The 17,770-nt window shown below is 75.7% G+C and carries 20 protein-coding genes; 8 read left to right on the top strand and 12 right to left on the bottom strand.

From position 1 onward, the window contains the following. Positions 1-94: 94 nt before the first annotated feature. From ACI79S_RS00410 to ACI79S_RS00435, 6 genes are all read right to left on the bottom strand, one after another. Positions 95-1,351 carry an MFS transporter gene (locus ACI79S_RS00410; protein WP_456591465.1) on the bottom strand — a complete coding sequence of 419 codons (1,257 nt, stop codon included), beginning with the start codon at positions 1,349-1,351 and terminating at the stop codon, positions 95-97. 49 nt (positions 1,352-1,400) lie between these two features. Then, complete coding sequence (locus tag ACI79S_RS00415) at positions 1,401-2,729, bottom strand: GAF domain-containing protein (protein WP_456591466.1); 1,329 nt, start codon at positions 2,727-2,729, stop codon at positions 1,401-1,403. Positions 2,730-2,797: 68 nt separating this feature from the next. Further along, positions 2,798-4,063: a multidrug effflux MFS transporter gene (locus tag ACI79S_RS00420; RefSeq protein ID WP_456591467.1), complete on the bottom strand. Its 1,266-nt coding sequence runs from the start codon at positions 4,061-4,063 to the stop codon at positions 2,798-2,800. 106 nt (positions 4,064-4,169) lie between these two features. Next, positions 4,170-5,579 carry a mycofactocin biosynthesis glycosyltransferase MftF gene (gene mftF, locus ACI79S_RS00425; RefSeq protein WP_456591468.1) on the bottom strand — a complete coding sequence of 470 codons (1,410 nt, stop codon included), beginning with the start codon at positions 5,577-5,579 and terminating at the stop codon, positions 4,170-4,172. Next, on the bottom strand, positions 5,576-5,944 hold the full coding sequence (locus ACI79S_RS00430; protein WP_456591469.1) for a cysteine hydrolase family protein: 369 nt from the start codon (positions 5,942-5,944) through the stop codon (positions 5,576-5,578). Before ACI79S_RS00430 ends, mftF begins: the two co-directional genes overlap by 4 nt. Positions 5,945-5,948: 4 nt before the next feature. After that, complete coding sequence (locus tag ACI79S_RS00435) at positions 5,949-6,122, bottom strand: hypothetical protein (protein ID WP_456591470.1); 174 nt, start codon at positions 6,120-6,122, stop codon at positions 5,949-5,951. Positions 6,123-6,262: 140 nt separating this feature from the next. Between ACI79S_RS00435 and ACI79S_RS00440 the strand changes: the two genes are divergently transcribed. Then, the gene (locus ACI79S_RS00440) at positions 6,263-7,273 is read left to right on the top strand and encodes an iron-siderophore ABC transporter substrate-binding protein (RefSeq protein ID WP_456591471.1); all 1,011 of its coding nucleotides are present in this window, start codon (positions 6,263-6,265) and stop codon (positions 7,271-7,273) included. A gap of 36 nt (positions 7,274-7,309) precedes the next feature. Here ACI79S_RS00440 and mftE read toward each other — a convergent pair whose 3' ends face one another. Next, positions 7,310-8,005 (bottom strand): mycofactocin biosynthesis peptidyl-dipeptidase MftE, encoded by a 696-nt coding sequence (gene mftE, locus ACI79S_RS00445; RefSeq protein ID WP_456591472.1) that lies wholly within the window; start codon positions 8,003-8,005, stop codon positions 7,310-7,312. Positions 8,006-8,038: 33 nt separating this feature from the next. On the opposite strand from mftE, the gene ACI79S_RS00450 reads away from it, so the two are divergent. Together ACI79S_RS00450 and ACI79S_RS00455 are read left to right on the top strand one after the other, a co-directional pair. Continuing rightward, a complete protein-coding gene (locus ACI79S_RS00450; RefSeq protein WP_456591473.1) occupies positions 8,039-8,416 on the top strand; it encodes a YchJ family protein in 378 nt (125 codons plus the stop codon). A gap of 38 nt (positions 8,417-8,454) precedes the next feature. Then, positions 8,455-8,940 carry a pyridoxamine 5'-phosphate oxidase family protein gene (locus ACI79S_RS00455; protein ID WP_456591474.1) on the top strand — a complete coding sequence of 162 codons (486 nt, stop codon included), beginning with the start codon at positions 8,455-8,457 and terminating at the stop codon, positions 8,938-8,940. Between the two features lie 42 nt (positions 8,941-8,982). Here ACI79S_RS00455 and mftC read toward each other — a convergent pair whose 3' ends face one another. Genes mftC through mftA form a run of 3 tightly spaced genes read right to left on the bottom strand, consistent with a single transcriptional unit; the run spans position 8,983 to position 10,729 of the window. Further along, the gene (gene mftC / locus ACI79S_RS00460; RefSeq protein WP_456591475.1) at positions 8,983-10,209 is read right to left on the bottom strand and encodes a mycofactocin radical SAM maturase; all 1,227 of its coding nucleotides are present in this window, start codon (positions 10,207-10,209) and stop codon (positions 8,983-8,985) included. After that, positions 10,206-10,586, bottom strand: coding sequence for a mycofactocin biosynthesis chaperone MftB (gene mftB / locus ACI79S_RS00465; RefSeq protein ID WP_456591476.1), 381 nt, complete (start codon positions 10,584-10,586; stop codon positions 10,206-10,208). Before mftB ends, mftC begins: the two co-directional genes overlap by 4 nt. Before the next feature lie 8 nt (positions 10,587-10,594). Beyond that, positions 10,595-10,729 (bottom strand): mycofactocin precursor MftA, encoded by a 135-nt coding sequence (gene mftA, locus ACI79S_RS00470; RefSeq protein WP_456591477.1) that lies wholly within the window; start codon positions 10,727-10,729, stop codon positions 10,595-10,597. A 117-nt stretch (positions 10,730-10,846) separates the two neighbouring features. Between mftA and mftR the strand changes: the two genes are divergently transcribed. The 3 genes from mftR to ACI79S_RS00485 all read left to right on the top strand — a co-directional run bounded on the left by mftR (position 10,847) and on the right by ACI79S_RS00485 (position 13,236). Then, complete coding sequence (mftR, locus tag ACI79S_RS00475; protein WP_456591478.1) at positions 10,847-11,431, top strand: mycofactocin system transcriptional regulator; 585 nt, start codon at positions 10,847-10,849, stop codon at positions 11,429-11,431. Between the two features lie 118 nt (positions 11,432-11,549). Then, a complete protein-coding gene (mftD, locus tag ACI79S_RS00480; protein WP_456591479.1) occupies positions 11,550-12,782 on the top strand; it encodes a pre-mycofactocin synthase MftD in 1,233 nt (410 codons plus the stop codon). 34 nt (positions 12,783-12,816) lie between these two features. Continuing rightward, complete coding sequence (locus ACI79S_RS00485) at positions 12,817-13,236, top strand: DUF1707 SHOCT-like domain-containing protein (RefSeq protein WP_456591480.1); 420 nt, start codon at positions 12,817-12,819, stop codon at positions 13,234-13,236. Here the strand turns inward: ACI79S_RS00485 and ACI79S_RS00490 are convergent. Next, positions 13,233-13,751: a hypothetical protein gene (locus ACI79S_RS00490; protein ID WP_456591481.1), complete on the bottom strand. Its 519-nt coding sequence runs from the start codon at positions 13,749-13,751 to the stop codon at positions 13,233-13,235. The two genes, ACI79S_RS00485 and ACI79S_RS00490, sit on opposite strands and share 4 nt — an antisense overlap. 104 nt (positions 13,752-13,855) lie before the next feature. Next, on the bottom strand, positions 13,856-15,298 hold the full coding sequence (locus ACI79S_RS00495) for a bifunctional 3-(3-hydroxy-phenyl)propionate/3-hydroxycinnamic acid hydroxylase (protein ID WP_456591482.1): 1,443 nt from the start codon (positions 15,296-15,298) through the stop codon (positions 13,856-13,858). A gap of 121 nt (positions 15,299-15,419) precedes the next feature. Between ACI79S_RS00495 and ACI79S_RS00500 the strand changes: the two genes are divergently transcribed. Both ACI79S_RS00500 and ACI79S_RS00505 read left to right on the top strand, forming a co-directional pair. Further along, a complete protein-coding gene (locus ACI79S_RS00500; RefSeq protein ID WP_456591483.1) occupies positions 15,420-16,592 on the top strand; it encodes an NDMA-dependent alcohol dehydrogenase in 1,173 nt (390 codons plus the stop codon). A 141-nt stretch (positions 16,593-16,733) separates the two neighbouring features. Beyond that, entirely contained in the window at positions 16,734-17,627 is an 894-nt protein-coding gene (locus tag ACI79S_RS00505; RefSeq protein WP_456591484.1) for an AAA family ATPase, read from the top strand. The last annotated feature ends 143 nt before the right edge of the window (positions 17,628-17,770 follow it).

Consider the following 17,770-nt stretch of genomic DNA (forward strand, 5'->3'; position numbering starts at 1 on the left):
GGGGGGAGAAACCCGCGATCAGCGTGCTGCGCGGACGCGCCGGCCACGTTGCAGCCCGTTGCACCACCCCTCCGGCGGGCACGGACCGCAGGCGTCAGCGGACGGCGGCCGGCTCCGCCTGCGGGACCGCGGCCGGCTCGCCGGCGGCGGCGGCCCGCAGCTCGTGGCGGCGCAGCGCCGCTGAGGCGGTGAGCGCCAGCAGGCCCAGCACGGCGAGGCCCGCACCGACCCAGCCCGGCGCGGTGTACCCCAGGCCGGCGGCGATGACCAGCCCGCCGAGCCAGGCGCCGAGCGCGTTGGCCGCGTTGAGCGCCGAGTGGTTCAGCGCCGCCCCCAGCATCTGCGCCTCCCCGGCGACCTCCATCAGGCGCAGCTGGAGGCAGACCACCAGGACCGACGCGCTGGCGGCGAACAGGAAGATCGCCAGGACGATGGTGACCGGGGTGCGGGCGGCCACCGGTACGAGCGCCAGCAGCACGCCGGTGACGACGTTGGCGCCGACCAGCGAGCGGAACAACGCCAGGTCCGCGAGCCGGCCGCCCACCGCCGTCCCGAGCACGCCCCCGACGCCGAACGCGAGCAGCACCAGCGGGATGGCGCCGCGCGACATGCCGGTCACCTCGGTGACCAGCGGAGCGATGTAGCTGTAGACGGCGAACATGCCGCCGAAGCCGACGACGCCGACCAGCAGCGTGAGCAGCACCTGCGGGCGGCGCAGCGCCCCCAGCTCGGTGCGCACGGTGGCCCCGCGGTTGCCCGGGGCGGCGGGCACCACCCACGCGGTCGCGGCGATGGTGAGCAGCGCCAGCACCGCGACCGCCCAGTACGCGGTGCGCCAGCCGAACTGCTGCCCCAGCCAGGTGGCCGAGGGCACGCCGGCGACGTTGGCCAGGGCCAGGCCCAGCATCACCGAGCTCACCGCCCGCCCGCGCAGGTGCGGCGCCACCAGCGAGGCCGCCACCAGCGAGGCGACGCCGAAGTACGCGCCGTGGGGCAGCCCGGCCAGGAACCGCGAGGCCAGCAGGGACCCGTAGCCCGGCGCCAGCGCGGTGAGGACGTTGCCCGCGATGAAGGCGGCCATGAGCCAGAGCAGCACCGCGCGGCGGGGCAGCTTGGTGGCCAGGGCCGCGATCACCGGCGCCCCCACGACGACACCGAGCGCGTAGGCGGAGATGAGGTGTCCGGCGGTGGGGATGGTGATGCCGACGCCCTCGGCCAGGTCGGGCAGCAGCCCCATGGTCACGAACTCGGTGGTGCCGATGGCGAACCCGCCGAGTCCGAGGGCGACGACCGCGGCGACGAGCCGGCCCGTGCGCAGGGGTGGGCGGTCGGCGAGGGGCAGGGCGGTCACGCCAGCTGCGAAGTCGTGAGCAGCCCTCAGCATTCCCGCGCCGGGCGGATCAGCGCGCCCGGCCGGCCAGCCGCAGGCGGTGCAGGTGCGCCGTCACCGCCGCCCGGCGGGGCGACCCCGCCGGCAGGACCTCGCACAGCGCCTGCCAGACCCCGGCGTCCTCCCGGACCTCGGGCAGCTGGGCGAGGCGCAGCAGCAGGTCGGGGCGGCGCCCGGTGAGCACCGCCCGGCGGAGCACCGCCAGCAGGCGGTCGCGGGCGTGCCGGACCCCCGGGGCCTGAGAGCCGGGCAGCACCGGGCCCGCGTAGTGCTCCAGCGCGGCGCCGACCTCGCCGCGCGCCACGAGCCGGCGCACCTGCTCCACGTCGGTGTGCAGCCGGCCGACCAGGCGGTAGGGGCGGGACGCTAGCAGGTCGCTGCCCACCAGGCGACGCAGCCGCGACAGCTCCGCCCGCACCGTGACGGTGGCCGCGGACCCGGCGTGCACCTCTGCGGCGAGCTGGGCGGCGTCGCGGCCCTGCCCCGAGGCGGCCGCCTCGGCCAGCAGGAACAGCAGCTCCGAGTGCCGGACCGACAGCTCGAGCGGCCCGCCGGGCAGCAGCAGCCGGGCCCGCTCCCGGCCGAGCACCTCCAACCGGGCGGCCGCGGGTGCGGGCACCCCGGCGGCCGGGCCGGCGGTGAGCCGCTCCCGGTTCAGCCAGCGCAGCTCCGACTCGACGGCGGCCACCGTCGCGCGGACGAGGGTGAGCACGTGCGGGCTGGCCACGTGGTCGCCGCCGGTGACGTCGATGACGCCGAGCAGCGCGCCGGTCACCGGATCGTGCACCGGCGCGGCCGAGCAGCTCCAGGGCTGCACCGGGCGCCGGAAGTGCTCGCTGCCGTAGATCTGCACGGCGGAGTCGACCGCCAGCGCCGTCCCGGGCGCGTTGGTGCCGGCCACCTCCTCCGACCACCGCGAGCCCTCGACGAAGTTCACGGCCGCGGCCCGCTCCCGCAGCCGGCGGTCGCCCTCCACCCAGAGCATCCGCCCCGCGGCGTCGGTGACCGCCACGATCATCCGGTCGGCCTCGGCGTCCTGCACCAGCAGCCGGCGGATCACCGGGAGCGCGGGCGCCAGGGGGTGGGCGGCCCGGTAGGCGAGCAGGTCGGCGTCCAGCAGCTCCACAGGGGGCAGCCCGCCGTCGGGGTCCACGCCGCTGCCGAGGGAGCGCCGCCACGAGTCGCGGACGACCGTGCGGACGGCGTCGTCGACGGGCAGCGCGCCGGCGGTGACCAGGCGCTCGTGCGCCGCACGCAGCCGGCGCGTGCGGGCGGCCGACGGCGACCCGTCGGGCAGCGCCAGCCACGGGTTGACGGCGGTGGTCACCGGCCGCGCCACGGGGAGTCGCTCATCTCCCGGTCATCGTGGCCGCTGCCGGCGGTTTCCACCAGAGCGGCCGGCGCGGGTCAGTGCGCCGGGGCCGCCGCCGCGTCCCCGGCCGGCAGCTGCCACGGCCGGACGACGGCGGCCAGCACGACGATCGCCAGGACCAGCGCCGTGACGACGACGAGGCCGATCGCCACCGCGTCGTTGCCCAGGAGGCCGACGACCGGGGAGACCGCCGCGCCGACGCCGAACTGGATGGCACCCAGCAGGGCCGCCGCGCTTCCGGCCGCCTCGCCGTGCCGGGACAGCGCCAGCGCCGGGGCGTTGGGCAGCGCGAGCCCGCACGCGAACAGCACCGCCCACAGCGCCCCGGTCACGGCGACCAGGCCACCGGTCCCCGTGCCGGCGAGCCCGACCAGCGCGGCGCCGGCGAGCGCGCCGGCCACGGTGCCGGCCACGAGGAGCGTCTGCGGCGACCAGCGGCGCAGCAGCAGCGGGTTGAGCTGGGTGGCGGCGATCAGCCAGAACGCGCCGGCGCCGAACAGCAGCCCGAACTGCTGCTCGTCGAGCCCGAACTGGTCCTGGTAGACGAACGCGGAGCCGGAGACGTAGCTGAACAGCCCGGCCATCGTGAGGCCGGCGACCAGCACCAGCCCGACGTAGACGCGGTCGTGGAACAGGCCGCGGTAGACCCGCAGCGTCCCGAGCACCCCGGCGCTGCTCCGCCGCGCGGGCGGCAGGGTCTCCCGCAGCGTCGCCCACCCGACGACCAGCAGCAGCAGGCCGTAGGCCGCCAGCACGCCGAACACCCCGCGCCAGGTGGTGAAGCGCAGGATCTCCCCGCCGATGGTGGGCGCCAGCACCGGCGCGGCGCCGAGCACCAGGAACAGCCGGGAGAGCATCGTCGCCGCGGCGCGGCCGTCGTAGAGGTCCCGTACCACGGCGAGGGCGATGACCGCGCCGGAGGCGGCGCCCACGCCCTGCAGCACCCGCAGCGCGCCGAGGACGGCGATGGTCGGCGCGACCAGCACGAGCAGGGAGGCGACCACGTGCAGCGCGGTGCCGGCCAGCAGCGGCCCGCGGCGGCCGTACGCGTCCGACAGCGGGCCCAGCACCAGCTGACCGAGCGCCAGGCCGATCAGCGTGCCGGTGAGGGTCAGCTGCACCGTCGCCGAGGTGGTGAGCAGGTCGCTGGTGATGCTGGGCAGCGCCGGCAGGTACATGTCGATGGTCAGCGGGCCGAGGGCGACGAAGGCACCGAGCGTCAGCGCGGTGCGCGCGGCGCCCGGTCGCGCGGGCGCATCGGGGGTCGCCTGCGGCTGGGTGCGGTCCTGGGTGGTGGTCACGGGTTTCCCGTCGATCGGTGCTGAGCGGGACCCACGCTGGTCGAACCGCAGTACGACGCCGTGCAAGGCGCGAGGCCCGCCGCGCATTCCTCGGCCGGGCGGGTCGTCAGCGGGGCGGGCGCGCCGGCAGGAGGGGACGGACGTCGCGGGCCCGCACGGCCCCGGCCCACAGGCCCGCCCCGTAGGCGAGGTCGTCGAGCCGCCGGGCCAGGAGGTGACGGACCGGTCCGACCCGGCCCCGGTGCGGCGCCCAGGCCAGCAGCCCGTCGGCGAGCGCCGCCGCCAGCACGGCCCTGCGCACGCGCCGGGAGGCGATCGCCCCGGCGGCGGCTACCGGCCAGTGGTGCCGGGTGGCCGCGCGGGTCAGCGCCCGGCCCGACGCCGCGAGGCCGCGCACCACGAGGCCGGTGGCGAGCGCGGCCGGGACGGCCTCCCCCGGCCGGGCCAGCCGGCGCGCGAGCCGGGCCACGGTGACCCCCAGCACGGCGACCCCGGCCGCCCGCCCCCACCGCCTCCCGGCGAGCAGCAGCGCCCAGGTGAGCGCCGTCTCCGGCGCGATCACCAGGGGGGAGACCGCCGACCCGTGCCGCGCGGCCAGCAGGGCGGCGCCGGTGCCGTAGAAGGCGCGCCGCCGCAGCCAGTCGGCGGTGCGCGCCGGGTGCTCGTGCGCGACCTCGGCCGCCGGTTCGTACCGCACCCGCCAGCCCGCCGCGGCCAGCCGCCAGACCAGGTCGACGTCCTCGGCGACCCGCATCGCCTCGTCGAAGCCCGCGCCCAGGGCCGACCGGCGCACCAGCAGCGCCGCGCTCGGCAGGTAGGACACCGCCGACAGCGGCCGCACCGCCGCCGGCTGCGGGCCCATGTCGAGCGCGCCGGCGACGTCCTCGTAGGGGCTCGTCCACCCGCGTGCCGCGCCCGCCAGCGGCACGATCCGGGGGCCCACCACGGCCAGCCGGGGATCGGCCAGGTGCGGCCGCAGCCGGCCCAGCCAGCCCGGGAGGGGGACGCAGTCGGAGTCGAGGAACGCGACCAGCTCGGTGCCCGCCGCGGTCAGACCGGCGTTGCGGGCGGCCGCCGGGCCCCGGGACACCTCGTGCCGGAGGACGCGCACGCCGTGCGGAGCGGCGACCGGCACCGCCGAGCCGTCGTCGACGACGACCACGGGCAGGGCCGCCGTCTGCGGGTCGGCGCGCAGCGCGGCGAGGAGCCGGGCCAGCGCGACCGGGCGGTCCTTCACCGGGACGACGACGGTCACGTCCGCCCCGACGGAGCCCGGGGGCGGCTCCGGATGGGCGAGGCCGGCGTCGAGCAGCCGCGCGGCCAGGGCGGCGCCGGTCGCGTCGGCAACCACCAGGCGGTCGGCGGCCAGCAGCCCGGCCGCACGGGGTGACAGCCGGAGCAGCCGCAGCGGGGAACCCCCGAGCAGGGTGCCGCCGCCGTCGCGCCGGCGGGTGCGCGGGTCGAGCCGGACGGCGAACCCGTCGGGCAGCCGGCGCTCCGGCGGGGCGGGGATCATCCCTGCGCCAGGACCTCGTCCGTCGTGGCGAAGGAGACCAGGGGGGCGTAGCCGGCCATCACCTGCAGGGCCCGCTCGTGCTCCTCGTCGCCCGCCCCGGCGCACGCGTCGGTGACCACGCGGACGTGCACGCCGGCGTCGGCGGCCGGGAGCACGGTGGAGATCACGCAGCAGTCGGTGGCCACGCCGACGACGGTGAGCGGCCCCTCACCGACCACCTCGGCCAGCCGCGGCCCCCACTTGCCGAACGTGGTGGCGTCCACGACCGGGGCGCCGCCCGGGTCCTCGACGAGCTGGTAGCACCGCGCGTCGGGGGGCTGCAGCGCGAATTCGTACTGCGCGTAGTACTCCTTCCACGCCCCCACCGGCTCACCGGGCGCCACGAACCGTGGTCCAGACCACCCGCTCGCCGAACGCCTCCACCAGCCGGCGGACGCGGGGGCGGATCTCCTCGAAGCGCGGCGCCGTCCACGGCGAGTCCTGCTCGCCGAAGACGTGCTGCAGGTCGACCACGACCAACCAGCCCTCGAACGCCCCGCTCATGCCCCGGCCCTCCTCGCGCGTCGGTCTCCACGGCTCCGGCCGTGCGGGCCCTGGCGACAGTAGCGATCCGGTCCCGGCCGACCCGTTCACAGGTCCGTGTGCTTAGGTCACCCTTACCTGAGTCGCCAAGGAGTTGTGCCATGCCTTTCCGTTCCGCCCTCCGGGGTGCCGCCGCGCTCGCGGCCACCGCTCTCGTCGTCACCGGCTGCGGTTCCGGCGACGAGCCCGCAACCTCCGACGGCGGGACGACCGGGAACACGACCGGGAACGCGTCGTCGACGTTCCCGGTCACGGTGGAGACCGCCTTCGGCGAGGTCACCGTCGAGGAGGCACCCGAGCGGGTGGTGGCTCTCGGCTGGTCCGACGCCGAGACCGCCCTCGCGCTCGGCGTGGAGCCGGTGGGCGCCACCGACTGGCTCGCGGTCGGCGGCGACGACGGCCTCGGCGACTGGGTCGAGCAGGGCTACGAGGAGCCGCCGGTGCTCATCGGGACGCTCGAGCCCAGCTACGAGCAGATCGCGGCGCTGCAGCCCGACCTCATCCTCGACACCCGGTCGTCCGGCGAGCAGGAGCGCTACGACCTGCTCAGCGACATCGCCCCGACGATCGGCCAGCCGGAAGGTGTCGGGCCGTACCAGACGACCTGGCAGCAGCAGCTGGAGATGATCGGCCAGGCGCTCGGCAAGAGGGAGGAGGCCGACGAGCTCGCGGCCGAGGTCGAGGCGGCCTTCGAGCAGGCCCGGGAGGAGCACCCCGAGTTCGAGGGCACCGAGGTCGCCGTCGGCGCCTACACCGCGGACGGCTGGGGGGCCTACGTCAGCGGCGACTCGCGGGTCCGGTTCATGGAGCAGCTCGGCTTCGAGAACAAGGCGGAGATCGAGGCGCTGGCGACCGAGAACTTCTACGTGCCGATCGGCGAGGAGCAGCTCAACCTGCTCGACGCCGAGCTGACCGTCGTCTTCCCGATCTTCGTCGAGGCCTCGGAGTTCACCAGCAACCCGCTGTGGCAGGCCCTGCCGGCGGTGCAGGAGGGGCGCGCCGTCGTCCTCGACGACCTCACCGTGCTGAACGCGTTCTCCAGCGCGTCGGCGCCCGGCCTGCTCTACGCGATCGAGCAGACGGTGCCGATGTTCGCCGACGCCCTGAACTGATCGGGCCACCACCTCCGACGCGGGGCGGTTCCGGGATCACCCCCGGAGCCGCCCCGCGTCGTCGATGCGCCACGCCCGCACGGCGGCGACCAGCCGGCCGGCCAGGTCCGCCACCAGCTCCGCCCCCTCCGCGGCCGACGCGCCGGCCGGGTCGCCGAGCACACCGTTCGGGCTGACCGCCCGCACACCCTCGGCCTGCATCCGCGGCAGCAGCTCCCGCAGCGGCGCCGTCTCCCCCCGCTCGGCCCGCTCCGCGCGGACCGCGGCCGGTTCCACGTGCAACATCAGCGACGTCTCGGTGCGCCCGGCGTGCGCATCGCCGCCGGGGACGGCGAGCGGGAACCAGGCGACGTCCCGCCCCTCCTCCCGCAGCAGCGGCACCGCCGCGCGCAGGGCGAAGAAGTTCCCGCCGTGGCCGTTGACCACCAGCAGCCGCCCCGCCCAGCGGCAGGCCGAGCGCCCGTACTCCACGAGCAGCGTCGTCAGCGCCTCCGTGCCGATCGACACGGTGCCGGGGAAGCCCTCGTGCTCCCCGCTCGCCCCGTAGGGGATCGCCGGGGCGAGCAGCGCGCCACCGATCCCGGGCACCACGGCCTGCGCCACCGTCTCCGCCGTCCGGGTGTCGGTCGCCAGCGGCAGGTGCGGGCCGTGCTGCTCCACCGATCCCAGGGGGACGACGAGGAGCGGCCGCTCGGGCAGCTCCGACCAGGTGGCGCCGCCGAGGGAGGTCACCGGGCCAGCCTCGCACGACGGCAGACTGGCCCCATGGCTCCCCGACGCTGCCCGTGCGGCACCGGCCTGCCCTACGCCGAGTGCTGCGGCCCGCGGCACGACGGCTCGGCACCGGCGGCCACCGCCGAGCAGCTCATGCGGTCGCGGTACAGCGCCTTCGCCGTCGGCGACGCCGGCTACCTGCTGGCCAGCTGGCACTCCACCACCCGGCCACCGACGGTGGAGCTCGATCCGGCGGTGCGCTGGACTGGCCTGGACGTGCTGGCCACCACCGGCGGCGGGCTGCTCGCCGCCGAGGGGACGGTGGAGTTCCGCGCCTGGTACGTGGCCGGCGGCGAGCGCGGCAGCCAGCACGAGGTCAGCCGGTTCGTCCGGGAGGACGGCGCCTGGCGCTACCTCGAGGCGCGCTAAGGGGTGTCGGGCGGGGCCCCGGTGGGCACCAGCCCGGCATGAGCACCGAGGACACCCGCAAGGTCGCCGAGCTGATCAAGGGGGAGCGCTTCGGCTTCCTCACCACCATCGCCCCCGGCGGCAAGCTGACGAGCCGGCCGATGACGCTGCAGGAGGTCGGGTTCGACGGCGACCTGTGGTTCTTCGCCGAACGCGGCTCCCACCCGGTGGCCCACATCGCCGCGCAGCCGCAGGTGAACGTGGGCATCGGCTCCGGCGGCACCTGGGTGTCGCTGACCGGCCACGCCCGCGTGGTGGACGACCCGGCGAAGAAGAAGGAGCTGTGGAACGGCGCCGTCGAGGCCTGGTTCCCGAACGGCCCCGAAGACCCCGACGTCGTCCTGATCAAGGTCGAGGGCGACTCCGCGGAGTACTGGGACAGCCCCGGCGGCCGCCTGGCCACGGCGTTCAGCTTCGTGAAGGCCAAGGCCAAGGCCACCGGCGAACGGATCGACGCCGGGGACAACAAGAAGGTCGACCTCTAGCCCGCCTCCCGTGCCGGCCCGCCGGGGGCCGGCACGGGAGGGTCAGCGCAGGTCCAGGCCCGCCAGCGGCGACTCGTCGCAGGCCTTCGCGGGCGGCAGCGCGGGCATGCCCAGCAGCGTGGGCTGCCCGCGGACCGGGCCCTTGTGCGAGTGGTCGATGTGGCTGCGCGGGGTGACCAGCTCGAGGTCGCGGGCCGCCAGCGCCGTCTCCCCGTAGCCCTGCACGCACTCGGGGTCGGGCCCGTCCAGCGGCAGCCCGGTGAAGAACTTCGCGGCCATGCAGCCGCCGCGGCAGGCGTCGAAGTGCGCGCACTTCGTGCAGGCGCCGCCGGTCTGCGGGTTGCGCAGGTCGGCGAAGAGCTCGCTCTGCTGCCAGACCCGCTGGAAGCCGCCCTCGTCGCGGACGTTGCCGGCGAGGAAGTTCTCGTGGATGGCGAACGGGCAGGCGTAGACGTCGCCGACCGGGTCGATCAGGCAGACGACCCGCCCGGCGCCGCACAGGTTCAGCCCCGGCAGCGCCTCGCCGAACGCCGACAGGTGGAAGAACGAGTCGCCGGTGAGCACGTTGTCGCCGTTGGCCAGCAGCCAGTGGTACAGCTCCTTCTGCTGCTGCTGGGTGGGGTGCAGCTGGTCCCAGACGTCGGCCCCGCGGCCCGAGGGGCGCAGCCGGGTGATCCGCAGCTGGGCGCCGAAGGAGTCGGTGAGCGCCTTGAACTCGTCGAGCTGCCCGGCGTTCTCCCGGGTGACGACGACGGAGACCTTGAAGTCCTTCATCCCGGCCTCGGCCAGGTTCTCCAGCGCCCGGACCGCGGTGGCGTACGAGCCGGTGCCGCGCACGCGGTCGTTCACCTCGGCGGTGGCGCCGTCCAGGGAGATCTGCACGTCGACGTAGTCGGTGCGGGCCAGCTGGGCGGCGCGGGTCTTGTCCAGCTTGATGCCGTTGGTGGAGAACTTGACGCCGACGTCGTGGCCGATGGCGTAGTCGAGCAGGTGCCAGAAGTCCGGCCGCACGGTGGGCTCGCCGCCGCCGACGTTGACGTAGAAGACCTGCATCCGCTGCAGCTCGTCGATGACCGCCTCGGCCTCCGCGGTGGAGAGCTCGCGCGGGTCCCGCCGGCCCGAGGAGGACAGGCAGTGGGCGCACGCCAGGTTGCAGGCGTAGGTGAGCTCCCAGGTCAGGCAGATCGGGGCGTCCAGCCCGTACTCGAACTGGTCGATCAGGCGCCCACCGGTGGGGCGCTCGGGGCGGGCGGGCAGCACTGCGGTCACTGGTGAGCCTCCAGGGCGGCCTCGTCGCAGGGCCCCGCCGCGAGCTCGCGAGCGGTGGGGGGCGACGAGGTCCTTCTCTCGATCATCTGCGAGCGGGCGAGGTCGGCCAGCGCCTTCACGTAGGCGCCGCGCTGGGCGTCGGGGACGCCGCACGCGGTCAGGGCCGCCGCGGCGCTGGGGTGGTCGCCCAGCGCCTCGACGACCGCGACCAGCGTCTTCGACTTGAGGAAGGAGAGCTTCCGGTTGCCGAAGTGGTAGACGAGCGCGCCGAACGGCTCGGGCCGCAGCGCGACGGAACGGGCCCGGCGCCAGGGCAGCTCCGCGTCGAAGGCGGAGGCCGTCCCGGTCGCCGGGCCGGCCCCGTTCGTCGTCGGCACGGCGTCGATCAGTACACCCCGCACATGCCGTCGATGGAGACCTCCTCGACGAGCGACTCCTCGACGAGGGCCTCCTCGGTGGCGGGCGCCTCGGGGGTCCGGAGCTCGGCGGCGGGGACGTCGGTGAGGGTGGGCTCGGGCATGGGGGCCTCCGTGAACGCGGTCACATGGTCGAGGCGGACGTTAGTGACACCCGGTGCCAGGAGCAAGAGCGGGGTCGGCAGGCGCCTGGCGCCACGCCCAGCGGGCAGAATGCGCCCGTGGTGGAGACGAGGACGGCGCCGGCGGGGCGCGCCCGCGTCGAGCGCGCGGCCCTGGACCTGTTCACCGTGCGCGGCTTCGAGGAGGTCACCAGCGACGAGGTCGCCGACTCCGCCGGCATCAGCCGCCGGACCTTCTTCCGCTACTTCCCCACCAAGGCCGACGCCGTGTGGGGCGACTTCGCCGGGCACGTCGCCCGGCTCGAGCAGCTGCTCGCCGCCGCGGACCCGGCGCAGCCGGTGCTCATCTCGGTCTGCGCGGCGTACGTCGAGGTCAACGACTACCCCGCAGCCGAGCTTCCGCTGCTGCGGGAGCGCATGCGGCTGATCCTCACCGAGCCGGCCCTGCTGGCGCACAGCCAGCTGCGCTTCGCCGAGGTCGACCGGGTCGTCGCCCGGCACGTCGCCACCCGGACGGGCGGCTCCCCCAGCGGGCTGCTGCCCCGGCTGGTCGCTGCCAGCACGCGCGCCGCGGCGACGACGGCCTTCGAGGCGTGGCTCGCCGACGACGCGTCATCCCTGACCGGGCACCTGCACCTGGCGTTCGACGAGATGGCGGCGGGCTTCCCCAGCCTGCGCGGCTGATCCACCCCGGCGACCGGTGTGGTCGCCGTCTCACCCACGGCGCTAGCCTGGCACTCAGTGCCACCGGCCTCGCGCCGGCCCACCCGCCCGGCGCACCGGGCCGACGAAGGAGATCCCCATGGCCAACGCGTGGTTCGAGTCGGTCGCCGAGGCCCAGCGCCGGGCGCGGAAGCGGCTGCCCAAGGGCGTCTACGGCGCACTGGTCGCCGGTTCCGAGCGCGGCCTGACCCTCGAGGACAACCTCGCCGCCTTCGCCGAGATCGGCTTCGCGCCGCACACCGCCGGCCTGGCCAACGAGCGGAACACGGCCGTGACGGTCATGGGCCAGCCCATGTCGATGCCGATCATGATCAGCCCGACCGGCGTGCAGGCGGTCCACCCCGACGGCGAGGTGGCCGTCGCGCGCGCCGCCGCCGCCCGCGGGGTGGCCATGGGCCTGTCGAGCTTCGCGAGCAAGCCGATCGAGGAGGTCGTGGCGGCCAACCCGCAGACGTTCTTCCAGATGTACTGGGTGGGCACCCGCGAGGAGATGCTCGCCCGGATGGACCGGGCGAAGAAGGCCGGCGCGGTCGGGATGATCGCGACCCTCGACTGGTCGTTCGCCTACGGCCGCGACTGGGGCAGCCCGTTCATCCCCGAGAAGATCGACTTCGAGGCGGCCCGCCGGTACGCACCGCAGGTGCTGGTCAAGCCGCGCTGGCTGCTGGACTTCGCCAGGACCCGCAAGCTCCCCGACCTCACCGTGCCCAACATGGTGGCGACGCCGGGCGACCCGGCGCCGACCTTCTTCGGCGCCTACGGCATGTGGCAGCAGTCGCCGATGCCCACCTGGGAGGACGTCGCCTGGCTGCGCGAGCAGTGGGACGGCCCGTTCATGCTCAAGGGGGTCATGCGGGTCGACGACGCCAAGCGCGCCGTCGACGCCGGCGTCACCGCGATCTCGGTCAGCAACCACGGCGGCAACAACCTCGACGGCACCCCCGCCTCGGTCCGGGCCCTGCCCGCGGTCGCCGACGCGGTGGGCGACCAGATCGAGGTGCTGCTCGACGGCGGGATCCGGCGCGGCGGCGACGTCGCCAAGGCCCTGGCCCTGGGCGCGAAGGCGGTCATGATCGGCCGCGCCTACCTGTGGGGCCTCGCGGCCAACGGCCAGGCCGGCGTGGAGAACGTGCTCGACCTGCTGCGCGACGGCCTCGGCTCGGCGATGGTCGGCCTGGGCCGGCCCGACGTCTCGGAGCTCTGCCGCGACGACCTCGTCGTCCCGCCGGGCTTCGAGCGGGCGCTGGGCGACACCGCGGTGGAGAACGCGCTGCTGGCCACCTCACCGGCCCGCCGGCGGCGCGAGGCCTGACGCGCGGGGCGCACCGGCTGTCAGGATGGCGGGCGTGAGCCAGCCGGTGCGCCCCGAGGACCTGCGCATCTCCGACGCCGACCGCAGCGCGGTGCAGGCGGGGCTGCAGCGCGCCCACGACGCCGGGCAGCTGGACCTGCAGGAGTTCGACGAGCGGGTGCAGGCGGTCTGGGCGGCGCGGACCCGCGGCGACCTGGCCCGGGTCACCGCCGACCTGCCCGCATTGCCCGCGCCGCCCGGGCCGCGCCGGGCGTTCAGCGACGACGACGCCGGCACCGCGATGAAGGTGCTCGCCATCGTCTGGCTGTGCATCAGCATGGTGAACCTGGTGGTCTGGGGCATCCTCGAGCTCACCGTGGGCGGGATCCACCCGTGGTGGCTCTACGTGGCGCTCCCACCGGGTGCCGTGCTCGGGACCCTCTACGCCACCGGCATCGGCCGGCCGCCGCGCTAGCTGTCGGGGTCCAGCAGCGCGGCGCGCCGCCGCAGCCGCAGCAGGTTCACCCGTTCCACGGCAGCCACCCCGGCGAAGAACAGGGCCGCGAGCAGCCACCGGGGGTCTTCGGCGACAGCCAGCCACACGGCCACCCCGGCCACGATCACGAACAGGACGGGCGCCGAGATCCGCTGCTCCTCCATCGGCTCCAGCTGAGCCAGGACCAGCCCGCGCGCGGCCTCCCTCACCTCCGGGTCCGCGGGGACGGGGCCGCGGGAGGCAGCCCGTCGGACCCGGGGCGACAGGCCCTCCGGCGATCGCGCGGCGGCGTCCCGCACCCGGCGGTTCCGCCGGTGGGCCGTCGGCCCGTAGAGCGCCCCGAAGACCCCGCCGGCGACAGCCCCCAGCACGAGCGCCCGGGTCCAGCTGCCGTCCTGACCGATGCGGACGAGAAGAGTCCACAGCGCACCGAAGGCACCCCCGCCGATCACTGCCAGGACCCAGGCCGGGGCGTGGAGCAGTCGCTCGCGCATCCGCCCATCCTGACGGGCCACCGAGCCGACCGGGGACCCGGTCACCCCACGTTCGCCGGAGATTCAGCGGCGGCGGAGCGACCCCGGGTCCGGGCCGCCGCAGCTCAGCTCCGGACGGACCTGACGATGCGGTCGGGCCGGATCCGCACCGCGCTCGCCGGCCCCAGCCATCGGCGCAGCGAGCCGCCGGGATCGGTGATCCGCACCTCCGTCCCGTCGGCCCGGCGCACCAGGAGCTCCGCGGACAGCTCGGCCCACCCCTCACCGAGGACGTCGTCCAGCCGGCAGGGCCGGCCGTCGACGAGCACCTCGGGCTGCGGGACCAGCGTTCCAGCCAACCGGCGGCCGGCCCTGCCGCGGCGCTCGACCAGCGGCCCGGGGCGCAGCGGCGGGGTCCGGCTGTCGGTAGCCAGCCGGGCGACGGCCGGGATCCGCCGGACGGCCGCCAGCACGGCCCGGCGCGCGACGGTGCCCCCGCGACCGCCGCCGGTCATCAGGGCGCCGAGCAGCAGCGCCACCCGGATCAGCGCGCGGGCGTGCGGCTCGCGCTCGGCCTGGTGGGTGTCCAGCAGCTCCTCGCCGGCCTGCCCGGCCAGCACCTCGGCCAGCTTCCAGGCCAGCTGGTGCACGTCGCGCAGCCCGAGCCCCAGCCCCTGCCCCACGAACGGCGGGGTGAGGTGGGCGGCGTCGCCGGCCAGGAGCACCCGGCCGTGGCGCCAGCGGTCGGCCACCTGCGCCCGGAAGGTGTACTCCACCGCACGGACCACCTCGACCTCCGCGCCGCGGGCGACCGGCGCCAGCAGCGCCGCCAGCCGGTCCGGCTCGGCGAGCTCCTCGGCCGTCTCCCCCGGCGCCAGCCGGAACTCCCAGCGGTAGCGGTCGCCGGTCACCGGCATGAACGTGGCCGCCCGGCCCGGGTCGCAGACCTGGTGCACCCCCGGCCAGACCGGCAGCGGTCCGGGCGCTCGCGCGTCGACCACCAGCCAGCGGTCGGCCGGGCCCAGGTCCCGCATCCGGGCGCCGATCAGCTCGCGCACCGTGCTGTTGGCGCCGTCGCAGCCCAGCACGGCGGCCGCACGGACGGACCGGTCCGCCCCGGAGGCCCGGTCGGTCACCCGCAGGATCACCCCGTCGCCGTCCTGCTCCAGCCCGGTCACCTCGCTCCCGCGGTGCACCTCGATCCCGGGCGTCGACGCCAGCGTGGCCGCCAGCGCCTCCTCCAGGTCGGGCTGGTGCACGAACGAGCCCTGCGGCCAGCCGGAGGCGCCGGCGTCCGGGGCGCGCCGGAACTCGGCCAGCACCCGGTGCGCACCGTCCAGCAGGCGCAGCCCGGCCATCGGCCGGCAGCGGGCGGCGACGTCGTCGGCCACGCCGGCCGCCTGCAGCACGCGGAACACCTCGTCGTCCAGGTGCACCGCACGGGGCAGCGGATAGGGGGCCGCGTGCCGCTCGAGGACGACGACGCTCAGCCCGCGGCGGGCCAGCAGCAGCGCGGCGGTGAGCCCGACGGGCCCCGCGCCGACGACGACGACCGGGGGGTGGGGCACCGGACCAGTGTGCGTTCCCCGAACGTTGCACCGCGGCAGGTGGGCCGGCGCCAACGTTGCATGCCACTTCCCAGTGTGTGGTCGGCGTCATACCGTGCGCGGCAGCCATGCGTGCCCGCGCATGAGGTGGACGGCCCTCGACGACGAGGGCGACGAGGAGGTTCCTGTGCCCGTGAACACCCGCGGCGCGATCCTGCGCTCAGCCCCCGGCCAGTGGGAGGTCACCGACCTCGTCGCCGACGACCCCCAGGTCGGTGAGCTCCAGGTCAAGCTCGCCGCCTCCGGCATGTGCCACTCCGACGACCACATCGCCACCGGGGACATGCCGGTCGGGCACTACCCCTTCCTCGGCGGCCACGAGGGCGCCGGCGTCGTCACCGCGGTGGGCCCCGGGACGAAGGGCTTCGCGGAGGGTGACCACGTCGTCTTCTCCTTCCTCCCCGGCTGCGGCCGTTGCCGGTACTGCGCGAACGGCCAGCAGTACATCTGCGACTCCGGTGCCAACCTCCTGGTCGGCTCCCGCTGGGACGACGCCGAGAGCTTCCGCTTCCAGACCTCCGACGGCACCCCGGTCGGCCAGATGTGCGGGCTGGGCACGTTCGCCGAGGTGACGACGGTCGACGTCCGATCGACGGTCAAGATCCCGAAGGACATCCCGCTCGACGTCGCCTGCCTGGTCGGCTGCGGCGTCGGCACCGGCTGGGGCACCGCCGTGCAGGCCGGCGAGGTGCGGGCCGGCGACACCGTCATCGTCATGGGCATCGGCGGCATCGGGATCAACGCCGTCCAGGGCGCTGCGCACGCCGGCGCGAGCCACGTCATCGCCGTCGACCCGGTGGACTTCAAGCGGGAGAAGGCGATGGAGCTGGGCGCCACGCACGCCTTCGCGAGCATCGACGAGGCCGCCGAGTTCGGTCGCAGCGTCACCAACGGCCAGGGCGCGGACAAGGTCCTGATCACCGTCGGCGTGCTCAAGGGCGAGCACGTCGCCCAGGGCGTCGAGGCCCTCGGCAAGGGCGGCCGGGTGGTCATCACCGGCCTCGGCGACCTCACCGACGTCGGCATCCCGATCAACCCCAGCATGCTGGCGCTGTTCACCAAGGAGATCCGCGGTGCCCTCTTCGGCGACCAGAACCCCAGCGCGGACATGCTGAAGATGCTGCGGCTCTACCAGGAGGGTGCCATCAAGCTCGACGAGCTGATCACCAAGAGGTACAAGCTCGACGACATCAACCAGGGCTACGAGGACCTGCACGCCGGCAAGAACATCCGTGGCGTGATCGTCTACGACTGAGACCCGGCCTCCGACCCCTGACGATCAGGTCACCTGATCGTCAGGGGTCCTGGCTCGGCGTCGACCGTGAGCCAGGACCACACCAGGTGAGCCAGGACGACGGGAGCTGAGCCAGGACGTGGCACCGGCCAGGACAGGATCGTGACCAGCACGCGCAGCGCCGCCCACCTCGACGTGGGCGGGATGGTCCGCGTGGCCCGCCGGCGCGTGGTGGACCGCCTGCGGGAGGCGGAGGTGGTCGCCGCGGCGCTCTCCGCCGGGCGCAACGTCGTGCTGGAGGGCCCACCCGGCACCGGCAAGACCACGCTGCTGCGCGCCCTGGCCGACGGCGCCGGGGTTCCGCTCGTGCTCGTCGAGGGCAACGCGGAGCTCACCCCCACCCGGCTGGTCGGCCACCACGACGCCTCCCGGGTCCTCACCGAGGACTACCGGCCGGAGAACTTCGTGCCCGGGCCGCTCACCCGGGCCATGACCGAGGGGGCGCTGCTCTACGTCGAGGAGTTCAACCGGGTCCCCGAGGAGACGATGAACGTGCTGCTCGGCGTCCTCTCCGAGCGGGAGATGCACGTGCCCCGCTACGGCCGGGTCGCGGCGCGGCCCACCTTCCGGCTGGTGGCGGCGATGAACCCGTTCGACGCGGTGGGCACCGCGCGGATCACGCCGGCCCTCTACGACCGCTCCTGCCGGGTGGCCATGTCCTACCAGGACGAGGACGCCGAGCTGCGGGTGGTCGAGGCGGTGACCGGCGGGGAGGCACCCCTGGTCGCCCGGGCGGTGCGGGCGGTCCGCATCACGCGCGACCACCCCGAGCTGCGCATCGGCGCCTCCGTGCGGGGCGCGATCGACACGGTGCTCATCGCGGTGGAGCTCGCCGCCGTCCGGGAGACCTCACCCCTGCAGGAGGCGACCGGGCTCGACGCCGCCCTCGCCGCGCTCACCGGCAAGGTGACCCGGGGCGACGGCGTGGCGCGCCCGGTGGAGGACGTCGTCGCCGACATCTGGCGCCGGGCCGGTGAGGAACTGGGAAAATCCTGACGCCCGGGGAGCCATCCCCCGGGCCACCACCCCCGCCGGCGCCGGCCGGCGAGCGACCGGCGTCGGGCCCGCCCCGCGTCGTCGAGGACCCCGAGCAGGTCGAGGAGCTGCTGCGCGCCCAGGGCGCGCGCCGGTCCAGCCGC

The organism is Blastococcus sp. SYSU DS1024 (assembly GCF_054050795.1).